General features: G+C 36.6%; 24 protein-coding genes, 1 pseudogene and 1 other annotated feature. Of the genes and pseudogenes, 17 read left to right on the forward strand and 8 right to left on the reverse strand.

The annotated features are described in order from the left end of the window. The first annotated feature begins 39 nt into the window (after nucleotides 1-39). The 4 genes from ACJ2A9_RS15690 (at nucleotide 40) to ACJ2A9_RS15705 (ending at nucleotide 3,793) form a co-directional block, all read left to right on the forward strand. Complete coding sequence (locus tag ACJ2A9_RS15690; protein ID WP_441422620.1) at nucleotides 40-519, forward strand: TRAP transporter small permease; 480 nt, start codon at nucleotides 40-42, stop codon at nucleotides 517-519. Next, complete coding sequence (locus tag ACJ2A9_RS15695) at nucleotides 519-1,805, forward strand: TRAP transporter large permease (protein ID WP_441422621.1); 1,287 nt, start codon at nucleotides 519-521, stop codon at nucleotides 1,803-1,805. The genes ACJ2A9_RS15690 and ACJ2A9_RS15695 overlap by 1 nt, the downstream gene beginning before the upstream one ends. A 29-nt stretch (nucleotides 1,806-1,834) precedes the next feature. Then, the gene (locus ACJ2A9_RS15700) at nucleotides 1,835-2,113 is read left to right on the forward strand and encodes a cupin domain-containing protein (protein WP_441422622.1); all 279 of its coding nucleotides are present in this window, start codon (nucleotides 1,835-1,837) and stop codon (nucleotides 2,111-2,113) included. A 231-nt stretch (nucleotides 2,114-2,344) separates the two neighbouring features. Continuing rightward, nucleotides 2,345-3,793 carry a DHA2 family efflux MFS transporter permease subunit gene (locus ACJ2A9_RS15705; RefSeq protein ID WP_441422737.1) on the forward strand — a complete coding sequence of 483 codons (1,449 nt, stop codon included), beginning with the start codon at nucleotides 2,345-2,347 and terminating at the stop codon, nucleotides 3,791-3,793. A 46-nt stretch (nucleotides 3,794-3,839) separates the two neighbouring features. Here the strand turns inward: ACJ2A9_RS15705 and ACJ2A9_RS15710 are convergent, their stop codons facing one another. From ACJ2A9_RS15710 to ACJ2A9_RS15720, 3 genes are all read right to left on the reverse strand, one after another. After that, a complete protein-coding gene (locus tag ACJ2A9_RS15710; protein ID WP_441422623.1) occupies nucleotides 3,840-4,157 on the reverse strand; it encodes a BC1872 family protein in 318 nt (105 codons plus the stop codon). A gap of 101 nt (nucleotides 4,158-4,258) precedes the next feature. Then, nucleotides 4,259-5,455, reverse strand: coding sequence for a chromate transporter (locus tag ACJ2A9_RS15715; RefSeq protein ID WP_441422624.1), 1,197 nt, complete (start codon nucleotides 5,453-5,455; stop codon nucleotides 4,259-4,261). Between the two features lie 14 nt (nucleotides 5,456-5,469). Further along, a complete protein-coding gene (locus ACJ2A9_RS15720) occupies nucleotides 5,470-5,778 on the reverse strand; it encodes a PadR family transcriptional regulator (protein ID WP_441422625.1) in 309 nt (102 codons plus the stop codon). Nucleotides 5,779-6,048: 270 nt separating this feature from the next. On the opposite strand from ACJ2A9_RS15720, the gene gndA reads away from it, so the two are divergent. Genes gndA through ACJ2A9_RS15745 form a run of 5 tightly spaced genes read left to right on the forward strand, consistent with a single transcriptional unit; the run spans nucleotide 6,049 to nucleotide 11,197 of the window. Then, nucleotides 6,049-7,461 carry an NADP-dependent phosphogluconate dehydrogenase gene (gene gndA, locus ACJ2A9_RS15725; RefSeq protein ID WP_441422626.1) on the forward strand — a complete coding sequence of 471 codons (1,413 nt, stop codon included), beginning with the start codon at nucleotides 6,049-6,051 and terminating at the stop codon, nucleotides 7,459-7,461. Between the two features lie 2 nt (nucleotides 7,462-7,463). Continuing rightward, complete coding sequence (locus ACJ2A9_RS15730) at nucleotides 7,464-8,453, forward strand: LacI family DNA-binding transcriptional regulator (RefSeq protein ID WP_441422627.1); 990 nt, start codon at nucleotides 7,464-7,466, stop codon at nucleotides 8,451-8,453. A gap of 43 nt (nucleotides 8,454-8,496) precedes the next feature. Beyond that, a complete protein-coding gene (rpiA, locus tag ACJ2A9_RS15735) occupies nucleotides 8,497-9,180 on the forward strand; it encodes a ribose-5-phosphate isomerase RpiA (RefSeq protein ID WP_441422628.1) in 684 nt (227 codons plus the stop codon). Nucleotides 9,181-9,211: 31 nt separating this feature from the next. After that, entirely contained in the window at nucleotides 9,212-10,180 is a 969-nt protein-coding gene (locus tag ACJ2A9_RS15740; protein ID WP_441422629.1) for a sugar kinase, read from the forward strand. Between the two features lie 24 nt (nucleotides 10,181-10,204). Next, entirely contained in the window at nucleotides 10,205-11,197 is a 993-nt protein-coding gene (locus ACJ2A9_RS15745) for a C-terminal binding protein (protein ID WP_441422630.1), read from the forward strand. A 64-nt stretch (nucleotides 11,198-11,261) separates the two neighbouring features. On the opposite strand, the gene ACJ2A9_RS15750 is transcribed toward ACJ2A9_RS15745, so the two are convergent. Next, nucleotides 11,262-11,915 (reverse strand): DsbA family oxidoreductase, encoded by a 654-nt coding sequence (locus ACJ2A9_RS15750; RefSeq protein WP_441422738.1) that lies wholly within the window; start codon nucleotides 11,913-11,915, stop codon nucleotides 11,262-11,264. Nucleotides 11,916-12,185: 270 nt separating this feature from the next. After that, nucleotides 12,186-12,428: a binding site (T-box leader), on the forward strand. 69 nt (nucleotides 12,429-12,497) lie between these two features. Here ACJ2A9_RS15750 and ACJ2A9_RS15755 point away from each other — a divergent pair. Then, nucleotides 12,498-14,183, forward strand: coding sequence for a 2-isopropylmalate synthase (locus tag ACJ2A9_RS15755; RefSeq protein WP_441422631.1), 1,686 nt, complete (start codon nucleotides 12,498-12,500; stop codon nucleotides 14,181-14,183). A gap of 75 nt (nucleotides 14,184-14,258) precedes the next feature. On the opposite strand, the gene ACJ2A9_RS15760 is transcribed toward ACJ2A9_RS15755, so the two are convergent. After that, the gene (locus tag ACJ2A9_RS15760) at nucleotides 14,259-15,161 is read right to left on the reverse strand and encodes a COX15/CtaA family protein (protein ID WP_441422632.1); all 903 of its coding nucleotides are present in this window, start codon (nucleotides 15,159-15,161) and stop codon (nucleotides 14,259-14,261) included. 324 nt (nucleotides 15,162-15,485) lie between these two features. Between ACJ2A9_RS15760 and ACJ2A9_RS15765 the strand changes: the two genes are divergently transcribed. After that, nucleotides 15,486-15,854, forward strand: a complete 369-nt coding sequence (locus tag ACJ2A9_RS15765) for an ArsR/SmtB family transcription factor (RefSeq protein ID WP_441422633.1) — start codon at nucleotides 15,486-15,488, stop codon at nucleotides 15,852-15,854. Further along, on the forward strand, nucleotides 15,847-17,961 hold the full coding sequence (locus ACJ2A9_RS15770; protein ID WP_441422634.1) for a heavy metal translocating P-type ATPase: 2,115 nt from the start codon (nucleotides 15,847-15,849) through the stop codon (nucleotides 17,959-17,961). The genes ACJ2A9_RS15765 and ACJ2A9_RS15770 overlap by 8 nt, the downstream gene beginning before the upstream one ends. 342 nt (nucleotides 17,962-18,303) lie before the next feature. Here ACJ2A9_RS15770 and ACJ2A9_RS15775 read toward each other — a convergent pair whose 3' ends face one another. Then, entirely contained in the window at nucleotides 18,304-18,819 is a 516-nt protein-coding gene (locus ACJ2A9_RS15775) for a hypothetical protein (RefSeq protein WP_441422635.1), read from the reverse strand. Between the two features lie 152 nt (nucleotides 18,820-18,971). Further along, complete coding sequence (locus tag ACJ2A9_RS15780; protein WP_441422636.1) at nucleotides 18,972-19,574, reverse strand: histidine phosphatase family protein; 603 nt, start codon at nucleotides 19,572-19,574, stop codon at nucleotides 18,972-18,974. 197 nt (nucleotides 19,575-19,771) lie between these two features. On the opposite strand from ACJ2A9_RS15780, the gene ACJ2A9_RS15785 reads away from it, so the two are divergent. Next, nucleotides 19,772-19,960, forward strand: a complete 189-nt coding sequence (locus tag ACJ2A9_RS15785; protein ID WP_441422637.1) for a cysteine-rich CWC family protein — start codon at nucleotides 19,772-19,774, stop codon at nucleotides 19,958-19,960. A 40-nt stretch (nucleotides 19,961-20,000) separates the two neighbouring features. Here the strand turns inward: ACJ2A9_RS15785 and ACJ2A9_RS15790 are convergent, their stop codons facing one another. Next, nucleotides 20,001-20,390, reverse strand: coding sequence for a thiol-disulfide oxidoreductase DCC family protein (locus ACJ2A9_RS15790; RefSeq protein WP_441422638.1), 390 nt, complete (start codon nucleotides 20,388-20,390; stop codon nucleotides 20,001-20,003). Nucleotides 20,391-20,523: 133 nt separating this feature from the next. Here ACJ2A9_RS15790 and ACJ2A9_RS15795 point away from each other — a divergent pair, with 133 nt between their 5' ends. The 4 genes and pseudogenes from ACJ2A9_RS15795 to ACJ2A9_RS15810 all read left to right on the forward strand — a co-directional run bounded on the left by ACJ2A9_RS15795 (nucleotide 20,524) and on the right by ACJ2A9_RS15810 (nucleotide 23,017). Continuing rightward, nucleotides 20,524-21,435 carry a TIGR01777 family oxidoreductase gene (locus ACJ2A9_RS15795; protein WP_441422639.1) on the forward strand — a complete coding sequence of 304 codons (912 nt, stop codon included), beginning with the start codon at nucleotides 20,524-20,526 and terminating at the stop codon, nucleotides 21,433-21,435. A gap of 83 nt (nucleotides 21,436-21,518) precedes the next feature. Then, nucleotides 21,519-21,779: pseudogene (locus tag ACJ2A9_RS15800) on the forward strand (potassium channel family protein); the annotation flags it as partial. Nucleotides 21,780-21,803: 24 nt separating this feature from the next. Next, nucleotides 21,804-22,493 (forward strand): NAD-binding protein, encoded by a 690-nt coding sequence (locus tag ACJ2A9_RS15805; protein ID WP_441422739.1) that lies wholly within the window; start codon nucleotides 21,804-21,806, stop codon nucleotides 22,491-22,493. 176 nt (nucleotides 22,494-22,669) lie between these two features. Continuing rightward, complete coding sequence (locus ACJ2A9_RS15810) at nucleotides 22,670-23,017, forward strand: YojF family protein (RefSeq protein ID WP_441422640.1); 348 nt, start codon at nucleotides 22,670-22,672, stop codon at nucleotides 23,015-23,017. The last annotated feature ends 11 nt before the right edge of the window (nucleotides 23,018-23,028 follow it).

Raw genomic sequence — 23,028 nt, forward strand, 5'->3', positions numbered from 1 at the left:
GTGTTCCTCCCTTTACTCTTCTAAAAAGAAGGTGGAAATATGGCTATTAGACTACTAGAAAAAATCCAGTTAACAGTAGGTGTTATCTTTTTAGCAATTTTCTTTTTTGCTATTCTCATCCAAGTGATAAGTCGCTATCTAGGTATCTCAGTCATTTGGACAGAAGAAGTAGCGACAAATTCATTTATTTGGGCCATTTTTATGGGAGCAGCCGTTATGGTCAACCGAAAGGATCATTTTAGTTTTGATCTTTTATCAAAATTGTTAAAAGGCAAGGCCAGAGTAACTCTCTTGATTGTGATTGATATGATCCTCTTAGTTTTCTGTGCAGGATTGTTTTATTACAGCTTAACTGCATTATCAAGCTTTTGGAACTACACTTGGACAACATTACCAATGATTAAAATGGGTTATGTGTGGTTAGCCCTTCCTGTTATGGCTATCACTATGGTGATCTATTTAATTAATCATATTGTAAAGAATGCAAAACAAGTGGTAGTAGGGGAGGTAAGTGAATAATGGGAATCTTATTAGTCGCAATGTTCCTCATCTTAATGTTTATTGGCGTCCCTATTGCTTTTGTTATCGGAATTGTGGCATTAATGGGTATCCTTAATGTTCCATATATTCCTGAAGTAACAGTTCCAGTAAAAATGTTAAATGGACTGAATTCGTTCGTTTTACTTTCGGTACCTTTATTTATTCTTGCTGCGAATTTAATGAATCATGGTCAAATTTCGCAAAAGTTAATCGATTTCGCGCTTTCTATTGTTGGTCATATTCGCGGTGGATTGGCCCATGCAAATATTTTAGTATCAATGATTTTTGCTGGTGTTTCAGGTGCATCTCAAGCTGATACAGCAGGAGTTGGAAAAATCCTTATCCCAAATATGAAAAAGCAAGGCTATGACACAGCAACAGCTGTAAGTGTTACAGCCGCATCTTCAACGATCGGAGTTATTATTCCACCAAGTATACCAATGATTATCTTTGCTGGTTTAACAAATGCATCAGTAGGGGCATTATTCTTGGCAGGTATTGTTCCAGGTGTTTTAGTAGGCTTAGGTATGATGCTGTTAATCTATTATTATTCTGTTAAACGCGGATATCCAAAATACGAACGAACATCATTTTCAAAGTTTACGAAGCTGTTTATGGAATCGTTTCCTGCTTTACTGACACCAGTTATTTTGATTGGTGGTATCATTAGTGGAATCTTTACCGCAACAGAAGCAGCAGCATTCGCTTCACTCTATACGCTGTTAGTAAGTATGTTCTATTATAAGACGTTAAAAATTAAAGATTTGCCAAAAATTATGGTAGATACGTTAACATTAAGTTCATTATCATTATTCGCCTTAGCAGCTGCTAGTGCGCTTGGTGAATTGTTAAGTTATTATCAATTAGCAACATGGGCACAGGAATTCTTTGCAAACAATATTAGTAGTAAATGGGTCTTTATATTAATTATCATTCTTTTCTTCTTATTTATTGGTACATTTATGGATGCGATTCCAGCGATGATTTTATTCATCCCAGTCATTCTGCCGGTTGCCCTATACTTTGAAATTAGTCCTGTACTACTTGGTTTAATAACGATTATGACGTTAGCGGTTGGATTAGTAACACCGCCTTATGGATTATGTTTATTACTTGCGGCCAAAATTGGGAATATATCGATCGAAAAGTCGTTTAAGTCAGTAATTCCATATATCGCCGTCGTCATTGTTGTCTTATTGTTTGTTGCATTCTTCCCGGATATTGCTTTTTATATTCCGAAATTAATCAGTCCAGGTTTGTTTTAGTGTCTGATAGGTAGAAAGGAAATTTAAATATGGTTAAAAGAGAGATTTTAAATAATCAAGGTTCTTTAATGTTTGTTAAAGTTGAATTAAAAAAAGATTTCCATGGTGATGTGGATCAGCATGTTGAGGAGCAGATTAGTTATATTGAAGCTGGCTCTGTTGAATTTGAAGTGGGCGGAGTGAAAAGACTGCTTTCTAAGGGAGATATTCAATATATTCCATCAAATGTTGAACATCGTGTTAAAGTGTTAGAGGATTGCATTATTTTGGACGTATTCACACCGCTTAGGAAAGATTTAGTGAAATAAAATCATGACGCGAAAAAGGAAAGAGGCATTATCTCTCTTTCCTTTTTTCTATGACCAAACAAGGGTGGAGGGATTCACTGTAAATTCATTTTTACATCTTGACAGTTCCAGGGAATGTTCTTATAGTTATATAGCTAGGAAGCATTTGTTTTCCTTTTTCTGTGGGAGATTTGTATAATGTTATTCTAACAATACATCAAGAAGGGAACTAATGATATGCAAGCGGAAAATATGAATTTAGAACATAATCATAGTATAGAAGAAAATGAGATCAAAAGATTACCGATTATGATGTCGTTAATTATTGGGGTCTTTTTTGCAATATTAAATGAAACATTATTAAATATTGCCTTTACAGATCTTATACGAGAGCTGCAAGTAACACCATCAACTATTCAATGGTTATCGACTGGTTTTATGCTTGTTGTGGGAATACTAGTGCCTGTTTCGGCATTATTTATGCAATGGTTTACGACAAGGCAGATGTTTATCGGGGCAATGACGGTGTTTACGATTGGAACGATCGTATGTGGGTTGGCACCTAACTTTTCCGTTTTACTGATCGGTCGTCTAATTCAAGCGAGTGGAACAGGGTTGTTGTTGCCTGTATTAATGAATACGGTACTAGTATTATATCCTCCACATAAACGAGGTGGGGCGATGGGGACAATCGGACTCATTATTATGTTTGCTCCGGCAATTGGTCCGACATTATCAGGAATTATTATTGCATCACTCGATTGGCGTTGGTTGTTTTTTAGTGTAGTGCCATTTGCGATTTTTTCAATTGTGTTTGCCTATGTTTACTTAGTAAATGTAACAAAGGTAACAAGACCGAAAGTTGATATTCTTTCAATACTATTGTCAACGTTTGGTTTTGGGGGAATTGTGTTTGCTTTTAGTAGTGCTGGTGAAGGAGAAGCAGGGCTCTTTAGTCCTGAAGTGTATTTATCCTTTATTATTGGAGCGATCTCGATTACATTATTTGTTTGGCGCCAATTACGTCTAGAGGAGCCGATTCTTGATGTTCGTGTATTTAAGTCCCTAACCTTTTCACTTACAGCACTCTTATTAATCATTATGATGATGACATTATTTTCAACAATTATTATCTTGCCGTTATTTTTACAAGGACCACTTGCACTATCAGCACTTACAGCTGGTTTAATTCTATTACCAGGGGGACTCCTTAACGGATTAATGTCACCAATTACAGGAAGATTATTTGATCGGTATGGACCAAGAAAACTAGTCATCCCAGGGACAATGATTATTGTGATCGTCATGTGGTTATTTTCAACTGTCTCTCAATCAACATCTGTTATCATGTTAACAGTATTATTTACGTTATTAAACATTGGGATAGCCATGATTATGATGCCGAGTCAAACGAATGGGTTAAATGAATTGACACGAAAGCATTATCCGCACGGAACAGCAATCCTAAATACGTTACAGCAAGTAGCCGGAGCAATTGGGGTAGCGATGTTTATTAGTATTATGTCTTCTGTGCAATCAAAACAGCTAAGCGGTGTAAGCGACCCGACGTTACCGAATGAAGTAGCAGCGGCAATGACAAAAGGAGTTCAAACTTCATTTACAGTTGGGCTAGTCTTCGCGATTATTGCTTTCATCATCGCACTATTTATTAAACGAACAACTCCGCCTCAAGAGGCGTAAAAGGAAATAAATGACCAAAAACCTGGGGAAATTTTCCCCAGGTTTTTTATAACCAGTCATCTGCTTTAGATGTTCTGTCTGCTATTAAGTGAGCAGCATTTGTTATTGCTTCTGCTAATGTATCACCTGTATCGCATATTGTATGAAATTCGTTTTTAAAGCAAACCTCATAATCTCCATTTTTAATATAAGTAAATCCGACCTTTTCTAATCGGTCGACGATGAGCATTGCATGAACAAGATTTTGCTCGGGTTGAAATTCAGAATCATGAATGATCGTCTCTTTTTCACTGTCATACCATTTATCCCAGCTGTTTAATTTCCAGCCTAGAATTCTTCGTGCAATTGCTTCAGTTTTGTTCATATCTTACTCTCCCTTTTTTCTGTATACCAATTATTTTATCATTTTCATTGATTTTAGCCTATTCATAAATCAATTAATACCATCCTTAAAATTATTAAAGATCAAAGAAAGCTTAAGAGAAAACCACCAATGGCTCCTGTTAAGACGATTACCCAAGGCGGCAATTTCCAATACACTAACATACTGAATAAAATTGCGGCAAAGGCAAAATCAACGGTAGATAAAATGGAAGTCGTCCAGATTGGGTGATAGAGTGCCGCAATTAGGATTCCAACAACTGCGGCATTAACGCCCATAAGCGCACCTTTTACTTTCGTATTTCTACGTAACGTATCCCAAAACGGCAATGTACCAAGTATGAGAAGAAAAGCTGGTAAAAAAATTGCAATCGTTGCTAATAAACCGCCTTGCCAGCCGTTAATCACAGCACCAATATAAGCAGCGAAAGTAAATAGCGGTCCAGGAACTGCTTGAGCTGCACTGTAACCTGCGAGAAATTCTTCTTCACTTAGCCAGCCAGTAGGAACAAATTCACGTTCAAGTAACGGTAAGACAACATGACCACCACCAAAAACAAGCGAACCAGAGCGGTAAAAACTATCAAACATGGCTACCCAGTTTAATGCTGTCGCCTCTCTGATGATAGGAAGGACGATAAGTAAGCCAAAGAATAGAGTTAAACAAATGGCTCCAAAGCGTCGATTAATGGGAAAGTTTACGTTCGTTGCTGAATCATCTATTGTTTGTTGTTTATAGAGTAAATAGCCAACAAATCCTGCTAATAGAATGACAGCCACTTGTGTAAAAGCGGTTTGCCATAATAAGGTGACAACAATGGCAAACAAGGAAATTGTTCTTCGTTGTAAGTCAGGTGTTAAATTTTTGGCCATTCCCAAAATCGCATGAGCAACCACAACTACGGCGACGATTTTTAAACCATGAATCCAACCAGCATCTTCAAATCCAAAGTTATGTAAAAGTATGGCAAAAACAATTAAGGCGATCACAGATGGGAGTGTAAAGCCAATAAAAGAAACAATGCCACCTAATACACCGGCTCTCATGACACCAATCCCAATGCCAACTTGGCTACTAGCAGGCCCTGGGAGAAACTGACATAAAGCAACTAAGTCAGCATAACTTTTTTCATCCATCCATTTTCTTCTGCGTATATATTCTTCGTGGAAATAGCCAAGGTGGGCAATTGGTCCTCCAAACGATGTGAATCCCAATCTAGTCGAGACAATTAAAATCTCTAGTAATGCTTTCAAACTAACATTCTTTTTTTCTTGTTCCATTTAATTTGTACCTCCTATTCCTTAATTTCTTTAAAAAGCTCATATGCTTTTTTTCGGGCTTCTACTAGCACAATGTCTCCCTTTTGGGTTGTTGTGTAATACTTTCTAATTTTGCCTTCAACTTTTTTTTCATCTTTTTGTAAAAGACCATCAGATTCCATGTTGTGAAGGATCGGATATAGAGTGCCGGCACTAATGTTGTAACCATGCTCCTTGAGCTCCTCAAGCATCCATAAACCGAAAATAGGATGTTCTTTTGCATGATGTAAAATATGAATATGAATAAAGCCTAAAAACAATTTCCTCAATACTTTTTCTTCCATTTCAATACCACCTCAAAATGCTATATCGGACTTCAATATCGAAAATTGATATTAGTGATTTTAACAAAATTATACTCATAAAAGCAACTGCTTATGTGAATTTTAATATTATCTTTACATTGTAATAAAAAGATAATTATGTATGTACATAGGATAAATTCCCTGTTTTTGTATAGAATAAACTCATTATATAAAAAAAATTATTGCTGAAATTTTATGTTTTTAATAGAATAATTAGGTAATCGATTACGTGAAGGAGTTGTTGTTTTAGTGGGAAAACAAGATATAGGTGTAGTCGGCCTTGGGCTTATGGGGAAAAACCTAGCCTTAAACATTGAGAGCCGTGGCTACTCAGTTGCCCTGTACAACCGCTCGGCAGAAAAAACGGGCGAATTCCTGCAAGAAAGCGGAGTGGAAAAGCAATTTCACGGTACATATAGTCTAGATGAGTTTATTCGTTCATTAGCGCGTCCGAGGAAAATTTTACTAATTGTAAAAGCTGGCACAGCCACAGATGAAATGATTCAGTCACTACTGCCACATCTAGAGAGAGGGGATATTGTCATTGATGGTGGAAACTCATATTTTAAAGAAACGATAAAGCGGCATAATGAGCTAAGTAAACTTGGAATTCATTATATGGATATTAGCTTTTCTGGTGGTGAAAAAGGTGCTTTGTATGGACCTGCCATTATGCCTGCTGGATCAGAAGAGGCTTTTCAGTTAGTCAAGCCAATATTAACAGCGATTTCTGCCAAAGTGGATGGGGCTCCTTGTTTTGCCTATTTAGGAAGTAGTGGTGCAGGTCATTATGTAAAAATGGTTCATAACGGTATTGAGTATAGTGATATGCAATTGATTTCAGAATCCTATTTTCTTCTAAAACAAGTTCTCGGTTTAAATGCTGAAGAACTACATCAAGTTTTTATTGAATGGAATAATGGTGAGTTAAATAGTTACCTAATAGAGATAACTGGAGATATATTCACAAAGGTCGATGCTGAAACAGGTAAGCCCCTCATTGAGGTTATCCTTGATACAGCTGCCCAAAAAGGGACAGGGAAATGGGCTAGTCAAAATGCCCTCGATTTAGGAGTTCCGTTATCGGTTATTACAGAGTCGGTATTTGCACGTATTATTTCTTCAATGAAAGAAGAGCGAGTGAATGCGAGTAAAGTTCTTATGGGACCTCAAAAGAAATTGTCAATATCAGATCGTGAAGAGTTCATTGAAACAATCAGAAAGGCGTTATATATGAGTAAATTATGTGCATATGCACAAGGTTTTGCGCAAATGCGAGCAGCATCTGAAGAGTTTGGATGGAAGCTTCCTTATGGAGAAATTGCGATGACGTTTCGAGGCGGGTGTATAATACGTGCACAATTTTTAACGGAAATTAAAGATGCTTTTGATCAAGATTACAATTTAGCGAATTTATTACTTGCTCCATATTTTAATGATGTTGTTCAAACCTATCAGACCTCCTTAAGAAGGACGGTTATCACAGCCATCGAGGCAGGAATCCCAGTACCTGCACTTTCAAGTTCTTTAACATATTATGACAGTTACCGCAGTGAAACTCTTCCTGCAAATCTTCTTCAAGCACAACGCGACTACTTTGGAGCTCATACGTACAAACGAACCGATAAAGAAGGCTCATTTCATACGGAATGGTCGGAGTAAAAATGGTAACAGTCAAAGAAATTGCGAAATTAGCAGGGGTATCAACGGCAACGGTTTCTCGCGTCCTGAATAATAGTGGAGGATATTCTGAGGAGACAAAGCAGCGGATAGTAGAACTGCTTGATAAACATAATTACCAAATGAATGTAGTTGCTAAAAGTTTACGAACAAGTCATTCAAAAACGATTGGTATTATTGTGCCTGATATTACGAATGAATATTTTGCAACGATTGCTTTGGCAATTGAAAATTATTTTTATCCTAATGGGTATTCCATCTATATCTACAATACAAGTGAAGACCCGAAGAAGGAAAGTCTAATCATTCGTGATTTGGAATCACGTGGGGTTGACGGATTAATTTATATTTCGGGCACGATGACTGTTCCAAAACAAGTTCTGAAAAAGAATTTACCGATTGTATGTATTAATCAACGTGAATATATGACTGATGAATTTACTGTAGTTGAATCTGATAATTTTCAAGGTGGATTTATCGCAACGGAAGAGTTAATTAAGCAAGGTTGTCGCAGAATTGTTCTACTGAGGGATAAACGGGATATTGTACCAATGAATGAAAGATTACAAGGATATCGTGAGGCATTAATAAAATATGATATACCTTTTGACTCTGAATTAGTGCAACATATAACATTTGATGCTGAGCATGCAGCAAAATGCGTTCGCTCGCTTATTCAAAGAAAGATTTCGTTTGATGGGATTTTTGCATGTAATGATTTGGTCGCTATGGGCGCTTTATACGGACTGCGAGAGAATAAAATACAAGTCGGTAATGAAGTGAAGGTGGTCGGTTTCGATAACATTTCAATTGGTCATTACAGCTATCCGACACTTACGACGATTAATCAACAGAAAGAAGAGTTAGGTGAGAAAGCTTCAGAAATTCTATTACAGTTTATCGAGAAAAAAGAAAAGCCTTCACAATCAAAAATCGTTTTACCAGTAACGTTGGTTAAACGAGAAACAACGTAAATAACTTTTATTCGGTTTTGTAAATACTAATTGAGGTGGTATTTTGTTAAGTAATGTTGAAGAAAAGAAAAAAGCAGTTGGTGAAAAAGCAGTTGAATATATTCAAGATGGAATGACAATCGGATTAGGCTCAGGATCGACCGTCTATTGGATGCTGAAGAAATTAGGTGAACAAGTACGTAATGGCTTTAGGGTAAGAGGAGTTCCTTCCTCATTAAGAACGGAGGGATGGGCAAAGGAATTTGGCATTCCACTTGTTTATTTTTCTGAAGTAAGCAGGTTAGATTTGGCAATTGATGGGGCTGATGAGATCGATCCCCAATTTAACCTGACAAAAGGTGGCGGTGGTTCATTACTTCGTGAAAAACTTGTTAATGATGCAGCTGATAAGTTGATCATTGTTGCTGATGACAGTAAATTGGTTAATCAGCTCGGGGCGTTTCCATTACCAGTTGAAGTTGTTCCATTCGGGTGGGAAAATACAGCACGAAAAATTGCAAAGCTAGGATGTACAACAAATTTAAGAAAGAGAGACGGAGAAGTTTTCGTATCGAATAATGGGAATTATATCGTTGATTGTGACTTTGGTGTAATTACTGATCCAGCTACACTTCATCAACAGTTAAAGCTACTCCTTGGTGTCGTTGAAACGGGGCTGTTTATTAATATGACTGATATCGTCATTGTTGCTGAGGAAACTGATACTAAAATCTTGGAAAAAAAATAACGACAGAACATTGAGAAAAGGACTGGGTATGATGAATAACAAATTAGACGTTGTAACATTGGGTGAAACAATGGTTCTTTTTCAAGCGGAACAAATGCTGCCGCTTGAGTATATAAACCAATTTCCAAAACGAATTGGTGGTGCAGAATCTAACGTTGCGATTGGATTAGCTAGATTAGGTCATTCTGTTGGTTGGTTCAGTAAATTAGGTGATGATCCATTTGGAAGGTTTATTTACAAAACCATTCGCGGTGAAGGAGTGGATACATCAACATGCCTTTTCACTGGGGATGCACCGACGGGATTGCTATTTAAAGAGCAATTATCACCTGAGGATGTGAATGTCTATTATTATCGAAAAGGTTCGTCAGCTAGTTTAATGGAGCCTATCGATTTGAATGAAGAATATATTGCAAATGCAAGCATTTTACATATTACTGGAATTACACCGGCATTAAGTGAAACGTGCTATGAGACGGTGATGAAAGCAATTGACATTGCAAAAAAGAATGATAGAATGATTGTCTTTGACCCGAATATTCGATATAAGCTATGGAAAGAAGAACGAGCAAAGGCAGTGTTAACCGAAATTGCAACGCAAGCAGATGTGATTTTACCAGGTCTTGATGAAGCTCAGTTCATAACTGGGGAATCGGAAGTAGAAGAGGTCGCCCATGCTTTAATGGGGGATGATAATAAAACCATTATTGTAAAGCTCGGAAGTAAAGGTGCATATTTTCATACGAAAGACGAACAAGGGTATGTCGAAGGGTTTCCGGTAAGACAAGTCATAGACCCAGTTGGAGCTGGTGATGGCTTTGCTGCTGGGATTATTAGTGGAATTTTACGAAAAGAACCATTACATCAAGTCGTTAAACGAGCGAATGCAATAGGAGCGATGGTTGTAGGGACGAGTGGGGACGTAGAGGGTTTACCTACGTTTCAAGCAGTTGAGCAATTCATGAATCCTGGAGATGGACCTAGGGATGTAAAGCGATAACGTAATTGATAAGGGAGTGCTAATATGAGTCAATATAAAGTTGTAGTTACGGATTATGAATATGATTCTTTCAAACAAGAAGAAGAAGTGTTAAATAAGATAGGGGTTGAGTTAACATTTGCTCAGTGTAAAACAGAAGATGAAGTTATTGAAGCATGCAGAGATGCTGATGGATTAATTAATCAATACGCTCCAATTGGTCGTAAGGTTATTGAAAACCTTGAAAAATGTAAAGTCATCTCACGTTATGGGATTGGTTTTAATACAATTGATATCGATGCTGCCACAGAAAAAGGCATTATTGTTGGTAACGTTACTGATTACTGTTTGGATGAGGTGTCAGATCATGCAATGGCATTGCTGCTCTCAAGCATTCGAAAAATAACACATTTAAATAATACTGTAAAAAATGGGAAATGGGATTTTAAAGTAGCAGTACCGATTTTCCGAATAAGAGGACGGGTTCTCGGTCTTGTTGGATTTGGAAACATTCCACAAACACTTGCGAAAAAGGCACAAGCTTTTGGCATTGATGTCATTGCATATGATCCTTTTGTACCTGAATCAGTTGCAAAAGAGAGAAATGTTGAATTAGTAAGCTTGGATGAGCTTTGTGAACGGTCAGATTACGTATCCATTCATCTTCCATTAAATAAACAGACTGAAAAAATTATCAGTTATGATCAATTTAACAAAATGAAGAAAGAAGCATTTATTATTAATACAGCCCGCGGCCCTGTGATTGATGAAGAAGCACTGATTCAAGCTTTGCAGGAGGAAAAGATAGCTGGAGCGGGACTAGATGTATTAGAAATTGAACCGATTGAACCAAACAACCCGCTACTTACAATGGATAACGTCATTCTAAACCCGCATGCAGCTTTTTATTCGGTTGAGGCTGAAGAGGAGTTAAAACGAAAAACAGCAGAAAATGTTGCCGATGTATTGTCTGGATATTATCCAACGTATCTTGTTAATAAGGATGTCAAAGAAAAAGTCAGTTTAAAAGAGAAATAAGTTCAAAAAAAGCTGTATCACATATCTACAAGCAGATAGGGATACAGCTTTTTTTAAAACGTTATTATCCCTTTGGGGGGAGTTCACAGCCATCATCATCACAAAAAATGCCTTCATTTCCTTTTGTAAAGGGTCCATCTTGATCTATGATTTGCTGTAATGATTGTACAAATGTTTCAGTTGGCTGAGCACCAGTAATGGCATACTTCTTGTTAACAAGGAAAAACGGGATGCTGCGGATACCGTATTCTTGAGCTGTTTGTTCGTCAGCGCGAACTTCTTCAGATAGATCTCCATTTGCTAACATATCTGTAACTTCCTTTGGATCTAATCCGACTTCCTTAGCTAATTCAGTTAGTGTATTATAATTGCCAATATGTTTCGATTCTGAATAATAGGCTTTTAAGATTCGTTCCGTCATTTCATGCATTAAACCTTTCGTCTTTGCAAACATGACCAGACGGTGAGCATCAAACGTATTCGTTAAGATTTGTGAGTCAAAACGAAAGTCTAGGCCTGCTTTCTTTGCCATTTGTTCCATGTTCTTGCAATTAGATTTCGCTTGTTCAATACTCATTCCATACTTTTGCGCTAACTTTTCATAAATATTATATGGAACATCTCGCTCCATTGTAGGATCTAACTCGAATGAGCGATAAGTGACTTCAACAGGGTAGTCCATTTTCTGAAGTGCGTCCTCCAGACGCCTCTTACCAATATAGCAGAATGGTCATGCAAAATCAGTCCACATTTCAATATATAGCATTTGGATCCCTCCAGTTCATTTATTTTCTATCATAGTTAGTATACCGATAATGGTTATAATTGACTACTAATGGGTATTATATGTAGGTAAAACAAGTTGAAAGCTGAATTTGTTATCTTTAAAAAAGTAGACAAATTCATTGTAATCTTTATTTTCAATAAATTTAATATTGACAACTTGAGTTTATCAATATATTATCGTATTTAATTAATTAAATAATAATAATAAGCAAAGATTGGAAATAGTAAAAGGATGTTTAATCTTTTCAGAGAGCCGGTGGTTGGTGAAAATCGGTAGTTAATGCCTTTGAACTCATCCAAGAGCTACTCCCTGAACCAAATTAGTAGGGGCTGTCGGTTTTCTGCCGTTATAAAGATAGGTGGTGATTGCCACCGAAATGAGTGGGTTAATCTTATGATGATTAATCAATTAGAGTGGTACCGCGAGCAATGCCTCGTCTCTATATTTTTATAGAGACGGGGCTTTTTATTTTAATAATAAATTAATAATATAAATGAAAAGGTGGATGTCAGGATGAAAAATATCGATAAATATTCTAGAGGATACTTTATGCCTCCAGTGCAAAGCTTGAAATGGACAGAGAAGGAGTATATTACAGAAGCACCTATCTGGTGTAGTGTTGATCTACGCGATGGAAATCAGGCTTTGGTCGTCCCGATGAGTCTTGAGGAAAAGTTAGAATATTTTCAGTTGCTTCTAGAAGTAGGGTTCAAGGAAATCGAAGTTGGTTTTCCTGCTGCTTCAGAAACCGAGTTTGCTTTTTTACGTAAACTAATTGAAGAAGATTTGATTCCAGACGATGTGACAATTCAAGTATTAACACAGTCAAGAGATCATATCATTGAAAAAACATTTGAAGCACTAAAAGGTGCCAAAAAAGCAGTCGTGCATTTATACAATTCAACATCTGTGGCACAGCGTGAACAAGTATTTAGAAAATCGAAAGAAGAAATTATCGATATTGCTGTAACTGGAGCAGAAATGCTTAAAAAACATGCTGCTGAAACAGAAGGGAATTTCCAATTTCAATATTCACCAGAAAGCTTCACAGGCACAGAAGTAGACTTTGCCCTTGAAATTTGCAACAAAGTACTTGATGTTTGGCAGCCGACAGCAGATAACAAGGTGATTATCAACCTACCTGCTACAGTCTCAATGTCGATGCCTCACGTTTACGCAAGTCAAATTGAATATATGAGTGATAATCTTGGCTACAGAGATCATGTCATTCTATCACTTCATCCTCACAACGACCGAGGAACTGGCGTGGCTGATGCTGAGCTAGGAATGCTTGCTGGAGCGCAAAGAGTGGAAGGAACATTATTTGGTAACGGTGAAAGAACAGGGAACGTGGATATTGTAACGCTTGCTTTAAACATGTTTTCACACGGAGTAGATCCAAAGTTGAATTTTGAAAATATTCCTGCGATTATCGCCAAGTATGAAAAATTAACAAGAATGAGGGTTCATGAAAGACATCCATATGGAGGTGAGCTTGTCTTTACTGCATTTTCAGGTTCACACCAGGATGCCATTGCAAAAGGTATGAAATGGCGCGAAGAAAAAGAACGCCAGTACTGGACTGTTCCATATCTATTAATTGATCCAATGGACATTGGAAGAGAATATGAAGGAGATATTATCCGAATTAACAGTCAATCCGGTAAGGGCGGAATTGGTTATGTCCTTCAGCAAACGTATGGATTTGATCTGCCTGCCGCAATGCGTGAAAGCTTTGGATATAATGTCAAAAATGTTTCAGATCATGAGCACAAAGAACTTATGCCGAATGAAATCTATGACATCTTCATGAAAGAATATGTCAACATTAACACACCAGTCGAATTCATCCGTTACAAATACACACAAAATGGTCATTATGAAACAATTTGTTCAATCCAGATGAATGGTGAAGAATATGAATTTTCAGGTGTAGGAAACGGAAGACTTGATGCGATCAGCAATGCTCTTCAAATGAAATTAGGCATTAATTATACTGATTTGGTCTATAAGCAGCATGCACTAGAAATAGGCTCAGGATCAAACGCTGTATCTTATGTAGGAATTACTGCTGAGAATGGTGCTGTATACTGGGGATGCGGAATTGATACTGATATTATGACTTCGTCAGTAAAAGCTCTGTTTAGTGCCGTTAACAACATGGTATCCATCTTACAGCTTCCTGTTGAAAAAAGTTAAAAGTCGAAAGTTGAAAAGCAAAAGCCCAAGTTTTCCCTTATTGGAAATCTTGGGCTTCTTGAATAGATACAATCCTTAGTCTTTTTTTACAAGGAAGTACGTTCCAAAGTATGTTTTTCCTAAAATGTAGCCGCTTGAAGCAAGTGTTAATACCGAAAGCATCATATGAATAGAGGAGACTACGGCTGGTAAACTGGTGTAGACGGAAATCATTCCGACGATACCATTTAACAACACTAATGCGACAAAGATTACAGCAGGTATAACAAACATTTGCGTACGTAATGTATAGAATAGTAACCAAATCGCGTACACAACGACTACACCTGTCATAATTCCATGGAAATGATAGATCGTTTCTGCAATTAGTGTTGACTCAAAAAGTGATCGAACAACTGGTAAATCAAAGGCTAGCTTACTTGCACCAGTATGTTTGAAAAATGCTCCAAGAATAATCTCAAAATATAAGAATAGGAATGCAATTAATGAAGGCAGTTTCATTAATTGCAGTTTTTGATCTTCTGCTCTTAACTCTGGTGAAATTTCATAGACTTGCCTCCGTTGTAATACAATCATTAGAAAAATTAAGCCAGTTAGTAATAGTAAGCTGTTTGTAACATCAAATGTTGTAAATCCCGGTGGCGTACCTAACATAACATTTAGTCCGCCTGTTAGTGCTTGGAAAATGAGAAAAAAGGAAGTAAGTGGTGCAAGTACTTTAATGCCTGTTTCACCTTTATAACGTTTTGTCCAAGCTAATATACTATTAAAAAAGATGAAAAAACCTAGGAAAAGGGTAAAAACACGGTGTGAATATTCAATTGCTACATTGATTGTAAAATCAGGAATCCATACCCCGTTACATTTTGGATAGGATGTCCCACATGCATCACCTGAGTTTGTAGCTACAACGAGATTGCCTAAAAGCAGGGCAATGATTGTGACAACTGTTGTAAATAAAGCGAAACGGTGTCTCATAATACAGCTCCTTCTATTCTATTGTCGAAAAAAAGAGATCAATAGTTTTAAGGTATCATGGAAGACCATTTGAAACAAGGGAAATCTGACAGGAGATTGATGGGAGATATCTGATTTCCTTATTTCTGTTTTCAATCATAACTCAGTATATAAGCATCACTTCTAACCGAAGTGGTGCTTCTTCTGTATGGTAACAAACATAGATTGACGAAAAATAGGCTTATTTTAAGTTGTTATCATTCAAATGAATATTTGAATGAATTGAGATATGTGTTACAATATATTCAAATGAACATTTGAATGTAAATGAGGTGATCTTTTACCATGAGCAATAAAGATACATGTGAAATATATTGTTATGATGAAGATAAGGTTGAGCGAGTATCAAAAGAAGTGAATAAGGAAAATTTTTCTGGGGTTTCACAATTATTTAAAGCGTTAGCGGACGAAAATCGGGCTAAAATCACGTATGCACTTTGCCAAGATGGAGAGCTATGTGTCTGTGATATTGCAAATATTATTGGCTCTTCTGTTGCTACTGCTTCTCACCATTTACGGACACTTAGAAAGCAAGGTCTCGTTAAATACCGTAAAGAAGGTAAACTGGCATTTTATTCATTGGACGATGAACATGTTAATCAGCTGATTTTGATTGCATTAGCACATAAAAAGGAGAAGGAAGAAAATGTCTGAACAACAAGTAACGACGTATCGCGTTCAGGGCTTTACTTGAGCGAGCTGTGCGAAAAAGTTCGAAACGAACGTAAAGCACCTGGATGGTGTTTCTGATGTAAAAGTGAATTTTGGTGCAGCGAAAATTACGGTGTATGGAAAAACAACAATTGAAGAAATTGAAAAAGCAGGAGCGTTTGAAAATATAAAAGTTAGGAATGAATCTGAGCAAAAAGTAGAGCAACTTCCGTTTTGGAGACAAAAAGGAAATCTTAAAGTCTATCTAGCAGCAGTACTATTGTTTCTAAGTTTTTTTCTGCAATTACAATACGGTGAAGGGCACTTATTTCCTACTATAGGTTATGCAGCGGTTATCATAATCGGAGGATATTCACTTTTTACGAAAGGGCTTAAAAATTTAGTTCGATTAAATTTTGATATGGCGACATTGATGACAGTGGCGATTATTGGGGCTGCGGCCATCGGCGAGTGGGGAGAAGGTGCTGTTGTCGTTATCCTTTTTGCAATTAGTGAGGCACTAGAGCGTTATTCAATGGATAAAGCTCGTCAATCGATTGAATCATTAATGGATATTGCTCCTAAAGAAGCTCTCATACGCCGTGGAAATGATGAATTCCTTGTTGCTGTTAATGAAATTCAATTGGACGATATTATGATTGTAAAGCCAGGGCAGAAGTTAGCGATGGATGGTGTAGTCGTAAATGGGACATCAACAGTTAATCAAGCTGCGATTACAGGAGAAAGTGTTCCGGTCACAAAGTCGATTGAAGATGAAGTTTTTGCTGGAACATTAAACGAAGAAGGGCTGCTAGAGGTTAGAGTAACAAAGCGAGTAGAAGATACAACTCTAGCAAAAATTATTCATTTAGTAGAGGAAGCACAGGCTGATCGTGCCCCATCACAACAGTTTGTCGATCGATTTGCAAAATATTACACACCAGCTATCATTGTGTTTGCCCTCTTACTTGTTATTATTCCACCATTATTTATGGGCGGAGCTTGGAGTGAATGGGTCTATCGTGGATTAACCGTGTTAGTTGTCGGATGTCCATGTGCATTAGTTATCTCTACACCCATTGCTATCGTTACGGCGATTGGTAATGCCGCCAAAAATGGTGTCTTGATCAAAGGCGGTATTCACTTAGAAGAGGCAGGAGCACTGAAAGTCATCGCTTTTGATAAAACAGGTACATTAACAAAAGGAGTTCCTGCGGTGACCGACATTGTCACTTACGGAGAAAATGAGCAACAATTATTAACAATCACAGCAGCAATTGAAAAAGGGTCCCAGCATCCACTTGCATCTGCTATCTTACGAAAAGCTGAGGAAAATAGATTAAAATATCATAGTCTAGAAGTTGAAGAGTTTCAGTCACTCACTGGTAAAGGTGTAAAAGCAATTGTTAATGATACGTTGTATTACGTGGGCAGTCCAACTCTTTTTGAGGAATTACATGGAAGTATTGATGCTGCTCGAAAAGAAATGATGTCAGATTTAGAAAAACAAGGAAAAACTGTCATCGTGTTAGGAAGCGAGACCGAGATTCTCTTAAGTATCGCTATTGCCGATCAAATACGAGATACGTCAATTGATGTTATCGAGAAGCTTCACCAAGCAGGAATCGAAAAAACGATTATGCTAACTGGTGATAACGAAAGAACTGCAGAGGCAATTGGTAATAAAGTCGGTGTTTCTTATATTAAAGCGAATCTGCTCCCAGAAGATAAATTAAATGTCATTAAAGATCTTAAAGCAAAACACGATAAAGTTGCCATGATCGGTGATGGAGTCAATGATGCTCCTGCCCTTGCCGCTTCTACCGTCGGGGTGGCAATGGGTGGTGCAGGAACAGATACGGCGCTAGAAACAGCTGATATCGCTTTAATGTCAGATGATTTACGAAAATTGCCATACACGATTAAGTTAAGCCGCCGGGCACTGGCAATTATTAAGCAAAATATCACATTTTCATTAGCTATAAAAGCATTAGCGTTGTTGTTAGTCATTCCAGGCTGGTTAACATTATGGTTAGCAATTTTTGCTGATATGGGAGCTACATTGCTTGTCACGTTAAACAGCTTACGATTATTAAAGGTAAAGGAATAATAGTTTAGTAATCTAGTAATCAATAACTTCAAAGATACCAGGTGCTTTTACCTGGTATCATTTTTGTATAGTTAATGAGTTGTTGTTTAACAAGATAATCCACACGAACATCTAGATTTACCAAAAAGCAGAATGAGCGATCGATGGAAATTTCACAAACGGATTAAAAGTGGTAGGGGGATTATATCCTAAAAAGTAGCTATACATATTTACAGGTCCAGCTAAGTTCATTGCATTATTCCACAAAATGCATACATCCTTTCAATTGAATTTTACATCTTTCATAAACTTAGAATGTGTAAGATTTACGGTAATCTAGAATTCCTGATTCATGCCAGTTTATTAAAAGATAATTTTACTCAAGCCTAATAGAATAAAAATAAGTCCAGGTAGTATTGAAAGGTGATTAACAATCAAAGGATTTTTTAATGTTTGTCCTTGTATGATTCCAAGGACGAGAGCAAAGAAAATAAAGATCCCAACAAAAATAGCGAAACTATATCCCCGTCCATTCATACCGGCCTGAATGCCATATGCTAGTCCATCAATATTAATAATAATGGCTAATTGAAACAAAAAAGAAGGTCTATAGATAGGAGGGTCACTAATTAATTGATAAACGCCAATACCAATAAGTAGCATTCCTGAAAAAACCGTAAGCCCTCGTGTCGGAATAACTTCCCCAAGAACATGTCCAAAAAAGAGGGCGAAAAGCATGATAAAACTTGTAAATATTGCGATAACCATTAACGCTGTAAGCTTCACTCGAATCTTCTTTAGTCCAAAAATAAAGGCAATAACGAATCCATCTAGACTTAATAATATTATTGAAAAAAGTAGTGGTATCCAATCAAACATTTATTCATTCCCCCCTACTTACATGTATATTTGAATTGATAAGAGATAGTATCATTTTTTTAGAATAATATAATGGGTGATAAGGGAATGAATTACATCTATCATAAAAAGAGTACTGGTATTTTTCATTTTAATAAAGGCTATGGTCGAATCTAATCACTTAAACGAAATAGCTGTATTAAAGATAACTTTCCGATCACTTCAAAACCGTTACCAAAACCAAGCGGTCTCACGATCACAGTCCCCATATTTGATATGTCACCTAGTCCAACCCCAGTAGGAAAGCTGTGAGCAATGATTACCTTATTTCTTCCTGGTGGAGGTGGGACTTCTAACATTAAACGAAGAGCGTATAGTGTTCTTACTAGCTGTTCTTGATTTTGCGGTTGACTTAAGTTGTAAATTTGAACCAAAAATGGATCAACTTGAACAAACTGTCTACCAAAAGCAATTTCAGCAGTTTCTCTATTTCTGCAAAAAGGACTAGTGATAACAGGATTTATAAGAGGAATTCGGAGTCTGCTAAGTATAGCTCCATAAGTAGCAGCTTGTGTTCGTCCTCTGTTTGAAAGATTTCTTTGTGTTGAACAATCAAAAAAGTTAAGATTGGGTTGATCTGTACCTACAGTTGCTTCTGCATGTCTTGCATATAAAATATAACCTCCTTGACGAAGAGAGTCGAGTAACGAGCGGTAATGATGTGCGTCTCGTTCTTTAGGATTCTGGAAATTTTCCACATTTAGGTCATTTTGCAAATTGTGTTCTCCTTTTCATTTGATCTTTTAACCTATATGTATGTTTTTCGCTTTATTTTATGAAGTTCTACTGTTTAATCATGATAAATTTAGAATACTTATAAATTAGTAAAATTATGTTAGAATGTAGGTAATCACTTAGATTCGAATATAGTAAAGTAATGGAAGAAAACTGAAATAAAAGGTAGGGACTGAACATGACCAATCCAAAGAAATGTCCACTCTGTAATAAAGATAATGACTGCGGAAATGAACGAGGTGAGGCTACCTGCTGGTGTAGTACTGCGTTTTTTCCTGAAGGGATTTTTAAGCTTGTCCCTGAGAAAAAAAGAAACAAAGCTTGCATTTGTAAGGAGTGTCTGGAAAAGTATCAAGATAAAAAATGAGAGGAAAATCATTTAATGTAGATAATATTTTTTAGGAAAACTACTCCAAAAATCGCTTCCGTATTTCAGAGGACGGAATTTGACAGCTCTCACTTTTTCCGAACCATTGGTAGCGGTTATTGGCAACGAATGAATAGACCATGTCTCGAAAAGGTTTTGGAATGATAAGGAAAAGGTAAAAAATTTTCCAAGGTCCACGTAAGTTTTTGGAAATTCTTAAGGCAGCTGATGATTTAACATAGTATTTATTGTCTTCAATGACGATGAGGCTATTAAGATCATCTGGGATGTTATAGTCTTTTATTAATTTTTTCCCAATCTCACTTTGAAGGGAAGCAAATTGGAAATAGCCGTGTGGATCTCTATGAATGATAAATTGAACACTATGGTTACAGAAATTACATATGCCATCAAATAAAACAATCGCCATTCCTTTTCCTCCTAACTTAATATCTCTCTACTTACACGATAATGATGATATTCTTATACGTCAAGTATAGTGGGGTATTGTGTTCTTAATTATGGCAATACCATTTTATTTTACAGATAGAAAGGTTGTTTAGATGAGAAAAAAAGTAATACTTGCAGGTGGCTCTGGGTTTCTAGGGAAGGAGCTTGCTATATTTTTAAAAAAAAAGGGATATCAAGTAGTTATTTTAACTAGGAATAAGCCTACAATTAGTGAGGATATTACCTATGTTCAATGGGATGGGGCTCATCTCGATCAATGGGCCGATGAATTAGAAGGAAGCTATGCAGTTGTTAATTTTACAGGCAAAAGTGTAAATTGCATTTATACCAAGGCCAACCGGGAAGAGATTATTTCTTCTAGAATTGATTCTGTTAAGGTACTTCAAGATGCAATTCGTCATTGTCAAAATCCTCCTCAAGCCTTTGTTCAAGCTGGCTCATTAGCGATCTTTGGCGATACACGAAAAAAATGTACTGAAGATTCACCATATGGTACTGGTTTTTCTGTCCATGTATGTAAATTGTGGGAAGAGGAGTTTTTCAGGGAATCCTTCTCAAAAACAAGACAAGTGTTGTTAAGGATTGGCTTTGCATTAGGAAAAAATGGAGGCGCGCTTGAGCCATTATTAAAATTAGTAAAATATAATCTTGGCGGAACTGTAGGATCGGGGACTCAATATATTAGTTGGTTGCATATTGATGATTTAAATAATATGTTCCTACAGGCAATTGAAAACAACAAATATAATGGAATTTATAATGCAACTGGTCCAAGTCCAGTAACCAATAAAGAATTTATGTCAACATTAAGAAAAGTAATGGGCAAAAGCTGGACTCCACCAGCACCGACACCCTTTGTTTGGCTAGGGGCCTATGTCATGATGAAAACTGAACCTAGCCTAGCTTTAACTGGAAGAAACTGTATCCCAAAAAGACTGCAAGAACATGGGTTTACGTTCACATATACCCATTTAGAAACAGCTTTAAAGGATTTGATATTGTAAATAGGTAGTTAACAGTACTGTTCAAATAAAAGGAGATAATTTATATGCACTTTTTTCTAAAATTAGGGTTATCTTTATTAAAAATGAGAAATCTAACGTTACTTTTGTTTACTGTTAGCTTTGTTCTATTTTGCACTTTCTTTGTTTATCTCTTAGAACCTGATAACTTTGAGACTCTCCTAAATTCATTCTATTTTGTTTTGACTACTTTTTCGACCGTAGGCTACGGTGATTACTCTCCCGTAACGAATGCGGGTAAGCTTTTTGCTGTGTTGATGTATTTGATTGGTATTGGGTTATTGGGTGTGGTGATTGGAAAAATAGTCGATGCATTTACAATTTTTAGACGGAAGAGGGAGGAAGGGAAAGTGGCTTATACAAAAGAAAATCACATTATTATTATAGGATGGGGAAAGAAAACGGAATCGGCCGTTCAGGAAATTCTCGAATCAAATTTATCAGCTGAAATTGTAATTATTGATAATCTGGAAAAGTCTCCGATTGATCTAGGACAAAATCGGGTGCACTTCATCCAAGGTGATCCTACCGAGGAAGAGACGTTTGAAAAAGCAAATATTTCAGAGGCGAAGTCAGTGATTGTTTTTTCAGATGATAAAATCCAAGACCCTGCCTTACGAGATGCCAAAACATTATCTGTATCCATTACAGCAGAGCGATTGGCTCCAAATGTACATACAACTGTTGAAGTTATGATTGAAAAACATATTGCAAACTTTTCACATGTGAAAGTTGATGAGTTCATCTTATCGCAAGAAACAATATCTAGGCTAGCTGTTCGTTCGGCATTATATAAAGGTGTGAGTAGACTCTATTCTCAATTAATTAGTCGACAACATGGGGAAGATTTATATAAGATTAGAAAAAAAGAAGAATGGGTAACCTTTCACGATGCATTTGTAGAGCTACTTGAGCAAGGGGCAACGCTTATTGCAGATCGTGATCATTTGGATATTAATCGGCGTTTAAAAGAAATAATACCGAGTGATGCAGTACTATATGTGATCTGTAATAAAGAAACTTATGAAAAAATTAAATAAAAAATAAGGACTATCCATTGGAATTGGTAGTCCTTATTTTGTTATAGACTAACATGATTTTGCAACTACTAAGCTAGATATCTGAAAAATATTTGAAATTAGGTTAAAATGGTAAATAGACATGTAGCATGTAGAAAACGATATTCTAGAATCCGTTATTTTTAGGAGGAAAAAATGTGAAACGAATTGATACATTAAAGGTTCAGAAAGCAATAAACCAGTTGGCGAACCAAGATGTTTATCTCCATTTAGAAACAACAAATGGTGCGTATTCAACACACCATGGACGCACAAAAATAAATGTAGGTGCTTTCATTAAAAACGGAAAAATTAATTATGAGCATGGGAAAATTACAGGGGATAACCCCTTCCGAGTTGGGTTGAAGCTAGAAAATGGCTGGGTATATGCGGAAGGCTTAACTGATTGGGAAGAAGATCATCATGATGATCGCCTTATTCTTGCTGGTCATGATCCCGATGGAAAATTAGCAGTAGCATTTCAAATAAGTAAACAACCTTTTTAAAGGAATGATAG

This window comes from Anaerobacillus sp. MEB173 (assembly GCF_052119505.1).
Lineage (GTDB): Bacteria > Bacillota > Bacilli > Bacillales > JBJMAU01 > JBJMAU01.